At 70.9% G+C, this 7009-nt stretch carries 5 protein-coding genes and 1 pseudogene; all 6 read left to right on the forward strand.

Annotation, left to right across the window (positions count from 1 at the left end):
• Positions 1-182, forward strand: a pseudogene (locus ACNPM4_RS01520) (ABC transporter ATP-binding protein); the annotation flags it as partial.
• Positions 183-309: 127 nt separating this feature from the next.
• Positions 310-4914, forward strand: a complete 4605-nt coding sequence (locus tag ACNPM4_RS01525; protein WP_448984458.1) for an ATP-dependent helicase — start codon at positions 310-312, stop codon at positions 4912-4914.
• A gap of 43 nt (positions 4915-4957) precedes the next feature.
• Entirely contained in the window at positions 4958-5206 is a 249-nt protein-coding gene (locus ACNPM4_RS01530; protein ID WP_091029280.1) for a type II toxin-antitoxin system Phd/YefM family antitoxin, read from the forward strand.
• Complete coding sequence (locus ACNPM4_RS01535) at positions 5203-5469, forward strand: Txe/YoeB family addiction module toxin (RefSeq protein WP_448984459.1); 267 nt, start codon at positions 5203-5205, stop codon at positions 5467-5469. The genes ACNPM4_RS01530 and ACNPM4_RS01535 overlap by 4 nt, the downstream gene beginning before the upstream one ends.
• Positions 5470-5488: 19 nt before the next feature.
• Positions 5489-6334 (forward strand): EI24 domain-containing protein, encoded by an 846-nt coding sequence (locus tag ACNPM4_RS01540; RefSeq protein ID WP_448984460.1) that lies wholly within the window; start codon positions 5489-5491, stop codon positions 6332-6334.
• Positions 6334-7009, forward strand: a 676-nt coding sequence (locus ACNPM4_RS01545; protein ID WP_448984461.1) for a DNA-formamidopyrimidine glycosylase family protein, incomplete at its 3' end; no start/stop codon positions are given. The genes ACNPM4_RS01540 and ACNPM4_RS01545, both read left to right, overlap by 1 nt.

Genomic DNA, 7009 nt, shown 5'->3' on the forward strand with positions numbered 1-7009 from the left:
ACGAGCCGACCAACAACCTCGACGTCGACACGGTCGATCAGCTGGTCGAGGCGCTGCGCGCCTACCGGGGCGCGGTGCTCGTCGTCAGCCATGACGACGCGTTCCTGCGCCGACTCGAGCTCGATCTGACGCTCGAGATCGACGGCGAGGGGGCTCTGCAGGAGGTCTCGCTGGGGTCGTGACGCGCGGCGCACCTGCACGACGCGATCACGCCTGCACGATCGGATCCCCCCGGCCGCTCGTGCCGGCGTGGTGTCGTCGTGCGGGTGTGGCGACCCCGATGTCCCCGGCCTCGACGAAGATGGAGGGATGAGCGACGTGCTCGAACGCTTCACCCCCGCCACGCAGGACTGGTTCCGGGGGGCTTTCCCCGCGCCCACTCCCGCGCAGGCGGGTGCCTGGGACGCGATCTCGGCGGGCAAGCACGCGCTCGTGGTCGCTCCGACCGGTTCCGGCAAGACGCTGTCGGCGTTCCTCTGGGCGATCGACAGCGTGTTCCGCGAGCGCATGAGCGAGACCGCCCCGCCCGCGAAGGGTGAGCCGCGCACCCGCATCCTCTACATCTCCCCGCTGAAGGCCCTCGGCGTCGACGTCGAGCGCAATCTGCGGTCCCCGCTCATCGGCATCGGACAGTCGGCCCGGCGGCTCGGAGTGCCCGCCCCCGCGGTGACGGTCGGCGTGCGCTCGGGCGACACGACGTCGAGCGACCGCCGCAAGCTGGTCTCCGATCCGCCCGACATCCTCATCACGACGCCCGAGTCGCTGTATCTCATGCTCACGAGCCGCGCGGGCGAGACTCTGCGCGGGGTGCACACCGTGATCATCGACGAGGTGCACGCGGTCGCCGCCACCAAGCGCGGAGCGCACCTCGCCGTGAGCCTGGAGCGCCTCGACGCGCTGCGCCGACTCAACGGCATCGAGACCCCCGCACAGCGGATCGGCCTGTCGGCCACGGTCCGCCCTATCGACGAGGTGGCGCGATTCCTCGGCGGTTCGGCCCCGGTCGAGATCGTGGCCCCGCCGGCATCGAAGACCTTCGAGCTCGGGGTGGTCGTCCCGATGGACGACATGACCAACCCGCCCCCGCCGCCCGGCGTGCCAGGTGAAGCAGCGGATGCCGAGTACAGCGAGGTCACCGGGTCGGTCTGGCCGCACGTCGAAGAGGCGATCGTCGACCGCATCCTGCAGAACAACTCCACGATCGTGTTCGCCAACTCCCGTCGGCTCGCCGAGCGCCTCACCGGCCGTCTGAACGAGATCTACTCCGAGCGGATCGGGGTCGAGCTTCCGGCCGCGACGGTGCCTGCCGCGATGATGGCGCAGGCCGGGGCGACCGCGGGCGCCGATCCCGTGCTCGCCAAGGCGCACCACGGCTCGGTGTCGAAAGAGCAGCGCGCCCAGGTCGAAGAAGAACTCAAGTCCGGCGTGCTGCGCTGTGTCGTGGCGACGAGCAGTCTCGAACTCGGCATCGACATGGGCGCGGTCGACCTGGTGATCCAGGTCGAGGCCCCGCCGTCTGCGGCCTCCGGGCTGCAGCGCGTTGGTCGGGCCGGGCACCAGGTGGGCGAGATCAGCCGTGCCGCCCTCTTCCCGAAGCACCGCGGCGACGTGCTGCACACCGCGATCGTCACCGAGCGGATGCTGGCAGGCAAGATTGAGGCGATCCAGGTGCCGCGCAATCCGCTCGACATCCTCGCGCAGCAGACGGTCGCCGCGAGCGCCCTCGGTGCCATCAGCGTCGAGGAGTGGTTCGAGACGGTCCGTCGTTCCGCGCCGTTCCAGTCTCTCCCCCGCTCGGCCTACGAAGCGACGCTCGACCTGCTGGCCGGACGCTTCCCCTCCGACGAGTTCGCCGAGCTGCGGCCGCGGCTCGTGTGGGACCGCGACGCGGGCACGCTCACCGGGCGGCCTGGAGCGCAGCGCATCGCCGTGACCAGCGGCGGGACCATCCCGGATCGCGGCCTGTTCGGGGTCTTCGTGGCCGGCGAGACGACCGGCGCGCGCGTGGGCGAGCTCGACGAGGAGATGGTCTACGAGTCGCGCGTGGGCGACGTGTTCACGCTCGGCACCACCAGCTGGCGCATCGCCGAGATCACCCATGACCGTGTCAACGTGATCCCCGCCTACGGCCAACCCGGCAAGGTGCCGTTCTGGCACGGCGACGGCATCGGTCGCCCCTTCGAGCTCGGCGAGGCGCTCGGAGCGTTCTCCCGGGAGGTGTCGGCGGCGACCCCCGAGAAGGCGGCCCAGCGACTGATCGACGCCGGGCTCGACGAGCAAGCGCGGGCGAACCTCCTGGCGCACCTGACCGAGCAGCGCGAGGCGACGGGCACCCTCCCCACCGACCGCACGCTCACCGTGGAGCGCGGCCGCGACGAGGTCGGCGACTGGCGGGTCATCCTGCATTCCCCGTACGGCATGAAGGTGCACGCGCCGTGGGCGCTGGCGATCAACGCCCGGGTCCGTGAGCGCCTCGGTGTCGAAGGGTCGGCGGTCGCGAGCGACGACGGCATCATCGTGCGCATCCCCGATGCCGAAGCCGAGCCGCCCGGAGCCGAGCTGTTCGTGTTCGAGCCCGACGAGCTGGAGCACCTGGTCACCGAGGAGGTGGGCGGCTCCGCGCTGTTCGCCTCGCGGTTCCGCGAGTGCGCGGCGCGGGCGCTGCTCATGCCCCGCATGAACCCGAACAAGCGCACGCCGCTCTGGCAGCAGCGGCAGAGGTCGGCGCAGCTGCTCGAGGTGGCGCGGCGGCATCCGACCTTCCCGGTGATCCTCGAGACGCTGCGCGAGGTGCTGCAAGACGTCTACGACCTGCCCTCGCTGCGCAAGCTCGCGACCTCCATCGCCGATCGCCGGATCCGCCTCGTCGAGACCGAACCCGGCCAGCCCTCGCCGTATGCCCGCGACCTGCTGTTCGGCTACGTGGGCGCCTTCATGTACGAGGGCGACTCGCCGCTCGCCGAGCGTCGGGCCGCCGCGCTCTCGGTCGACCCCGCGCTTCTGGGCGAGCTGCTGGGAACCGTCGAGCTGCGCGAGCTGCTCGACCCCGAGGTGATCGCCCAGTTCGAGCGGGAGGCGCAGCGACTCGATCCGGACCGCCGCGCCCGCGGGCTCGAAGGCGTCGCCGACCTGCTGCGGATGCTCGGACCGCTCGACGCGGAAGAGGTCGCGGCTCGCCTCGACCCCGCGAGTGTGCTCGAAGCGGAGGCCGAGTCCGTCGACACCGAGACTGCCGCCGCACTGCTGAACGACCTGATCACCGCCCGGCGCGCGATTCCGGTGACGATCGGCGGCGTGAGCCGGGTGGCCGCGATCGAAGACGCGGGCCGACTGCGCGATGCGCTCGGGGTCGCTCTCCCGACGGGCATCCCGGTGGCGTTCCTCGAACCGCTGGCCGACCCGCTGGGAGACCTTGTCGCCCGGCACGCCCGGACGCACGGCCCCTTCACGACGGATGCCGTCGCCACCCGGTTCGGACTCGGAGCCGCGGTGGCCCGCCACACCCTGCAGCGGCTGGAGAACGCCGGCCGACTCACGAGCGGCTACTTCCTGCCCGAGGCCGCCGGCAGCGGCGACGCGATCGAGTGGTGCGATAGCGAGGTGCTGCGACGCCTGCGGATGCGCTCGCTCGCGGCCATCCGCGGGTCGGTGGAGCCGGTCTCCCCCGAGGCGTATGCCCGCTTCCTGCCCGACTGGCAGCACGTGGGTCGGCCGCTGGAGGGCGTCGACGGTGTGCTGAGCGTGATCGAGCAGTTCGCCGGCGTGCCGATCCCCGCGAGCGCGTGGGAATCGCTGGTCCTCCCCTCTCGTGTGCGCGACTACTCCCCTGCGATGCTCGACGAGCTCACGGCGGCGGGCGAGGTCATCTGGTCCGGTCACGGCACCCTCCCGGGGCGCGACGGCTGGGTGTCGCTGCATCCGGTCGACCTTGCGCCGTTCACGCTGCCGGAGCGCGACGCCGAGATCGCTTCCGACTCGTTGGAGTCTCGGATCCTCATCGCGCTCGACGTCGGCGGCGCGTACTTCGCGGCGCAGCTGAAAGACATGGCGGCGGCCGAGAACGAGCAGTCCGTGCTCGAGGCGCTGTGGTCGCTGACGTGGTCGGGCTACGTCACGAACGACACGTTCGGCCCCATCCGCTCACTCCTCGCCGGCGGTTCGCAGGCACACAAGGTCAAGCGCCGGGCTCCCCGCGCTCGCACCTACCGTGGGGTGTCCTTCACGGGTTCCCCTGCGCCTCGGCCGACGTCGATCGGCGGGCGCTGGTCCCTGCTGCCCGCACTCGAGACGGATGCCGCCCGCCGCGCCACCGTCACCGCGGGCCTCCTGCTCGACCGCTACGGCGTCGTCACCCGCGGCGCCGTGCAGGCCGAGGGCGTTCCCGGTGGCTTCGCCCAGGCCTATCGCGTGCTCGCCGGTTTCGAAGAGGCGGGCCACTGCCGTCGCGGCTACGTGATCGAGAAGCTCGGCGCCGCACAGTTCGCCGCCTCGGGCACGGTCGACCGACTCCGCACCTACGCCGGGCTCGCCGATCCACCGCCACGCAAGGCCGTGACCCTCGCGGCCACCGATCCCGCGAACCCCTATGGCGCGGCCCTCGGCTGGCCCAAGCTCGACGGAGTCTCGCATCGCCCGGGCCGCAAAGCGGGCGGCCTGGTCGTGCTGATCGACGGCGTCCTCGTGCTCTCCCTCGAACGCGGCGGCCGCACCGTGCTGTCGTTCAGTGATGACGGCGAAGTGCTCCGCGCCGCCGCATCCGATCTCGCGGCCACCGCACGCGCCCGCCGACTCGACACCCTGACCGTCGAGAAGATCAACGGCGAAGGCGTCTACGGCACCGACCTCGCACTCGCCCTGCAGGAGGCGGGCTTCGTGGCCACCCCGCGGGGCTACACCCTCCGCAAGGTCGTCTGAACCATCCAGAGTGGTACCATAAGTGGTACCAGAAGGGATGCACATGGCCATCACCACGAGCGAAGCGCGCCGCGACCTCTTCGGCCTGATCGAGCGCGTCAACCTCGATCATTCCGAGATCGAGATCGTCTCCCGCCGAGGCGCCGCCGTCCTCATGTCGAAGTCCGAGTACGACTCCCTGATCGAGACCAGCCATCTTCTGCGCTCCCCCGCGAATGCGAACCGGCTGCTCGTCGCTCTCGCCGCCGCACAGGCGGGCGATGTCGCAGAACATCCACTCGACGAGGCATGACCTCGCGAGTACTGGTCTGGACGTCGCAGGGGTGGGGGGACTATCTCCATTGGCAGACCGAGGATCGTCGGACTCTGAAGCGGATCAACCTCCTCCTGACTGACGTCCTGCGCGACGACCCCTTCGAGGGGATCGGCAAGCCGGAACCGCTGAAGCACGCTCTGGCCGGAGTCTGGTCTCGGCGCATCGATGAGACGAACCGACTGGTCTACACCGCCAACGACCATCAGGTCATCATCCTGCAGGCCCGCTACCACTACTGACCCACCTACGCTGGAAGCCATGATCCGAGAGTTCGCCGCCGGCATCCGCACCCTGCTGCGCGGATTCGGGCTCTGGCGCACGCGACCGGGTCTCATGGTGCTCGGCCTGATCCCGGCGATCATCGCCGTCATCGTGCTCGCCGCCCTGCTCGTGCCGCTGGTCATCGGCATGCCGTCGCTATCCACGTGGCTCACCCCGTTCGCCGACGGATGGATCGAGCCGTGGCGCGGTCTGCTGCGCGCGGCAGTTAGCCTCGTCGTCGTCGCTGCCGCCCTGGCTCTCGCGAGCGTGATCTTCAGCGCACTGACCCTGACCATCGGCGACCCCTTCTATCAGCGCATCTGGCACGCGGTCGAGGTCGACCTCGGCTCGCCCCCGCCCGCCGACGGCGGCAGCTTCTGGACCACGCTCGGCGAGGGACTGCGACTGGTCCTCCTCGGCATCCTCATCGCCCTCTCCGTGCTTCTCATCGGCCTCATCCCGGGCGTCGGCGGCTTCCTGGGCGCTGTCGCCGGCGTCGTCCTGACCGGCCGACTGCTGGCGCGCGAGCTCACCGGCCGCGCCTTCGATGCGCGCGATCTGAGCCCCCTCGATCGCGCCGCGCTGTTCTCGGGCAGCCGCGCACGGGTGCTCGGCTTCGGCGTCGCCACACAACTCTGCTTCCTGATCCCCGGCGGCGCGGTCGCGATCATGCCGGTCGCCGTCGCCGGCAGCACGATGCTCGCCCGCGACATGCTCGCCCGCACGAGCACCACGGCGGCGGCCTCCGGAACGACGATGACACCTCCGCCGCCTGCACCGAACGCCGTATCGTCACCGCTTCCGCCGCCGCCGCATCTCGGGACAGGGCCGGGAGCTTCCTGATGCCCGAGGGCGACACCGTCTTCCGCACCGCGCGGCGCCTCGACGAGGCACTGGCAGGCGGCGAGGTCACCCGTTTCGACCTCCGTGTCCCCCGATTCGCGACGCTCGACCTGACCGGGCAGCCTGTGCACGGCGTCGTTCCCCGCGGCAAGCATCTGCTCATGCGCATCGGCGACAGCACCCTGCATTCGCATCTGCGCATGGACGGCGCGTGGTTCGTCTACCGCCCTGGCGAGAAGTGGCGGCATCCGGCCTTCAAGGTACGTGCGATCGTCGGCACCTCCGAGCGTGATGCCGTCGGGGTCGACATCGCCGAGGTCGAGGTCGTGCCCACTCGTGACGAGGACCAGCTCGTCGGCTACCTGGGCCCCGATCCGCTCGCGCACGACTGGGATGCGGCTGAAGCCCTCCGACGACTCGGAGCCGACACCCGCAGCATCCACGTCGCCCTCCTCGATCAGCGCAACGTCGCAGGGTTCGGCAACGAATACGCCGCAGAACTCCTGTTCCTGCGCGGAATCCGGCCGACGCGACCGACACCCGAGGTGGATGTGGCCGCCCTCCTCGACCTCGGTGTGCGCACCATCCGGGTCAACCGCGACCGCCGCAACCGCACCTTCACGGGCATCGACCGTCCGGGCCAGGGCACCTGGGTCTACGGCCGCGCCGGGGGGG

Source organism: Microbacterium umsixpiens, from assembly GCF_053543675.1.

Excerpts from the sequence above, each read along its gene's own strand:
- ACNPM4_RS01530 (WP_091029280.1), top strand. The coding sequence starts at position 4,958 with ATGGCCATCACCACGAGCGAAGCGCGCCGCGACCTCTTCGGCCTGATC.
- ACNPM4_RS01525 (WP_448984458.1), top strand. The coding sequence starts at position 310 with ATGAGCGACGTGCTCGAACGCTTCACCCCCGCCACGCAGGACTGGTTC.
- ACNPM4_RS01540 (WP_448984460.1), top strand. The coding sequence starts at position 5,489 with ATGATCCGAGAGTTCGCCGCCGGCATCCGCACCCTGCTGCGCGGATTC.
- ACNPM4_RS01535 (WP_448984459.1), top strand. The coding sequence starts at position 5,203 with ATGACCTCGCGAGTACTGGTCTGGACGTCGCAGGGGTGGGGGGACTAT.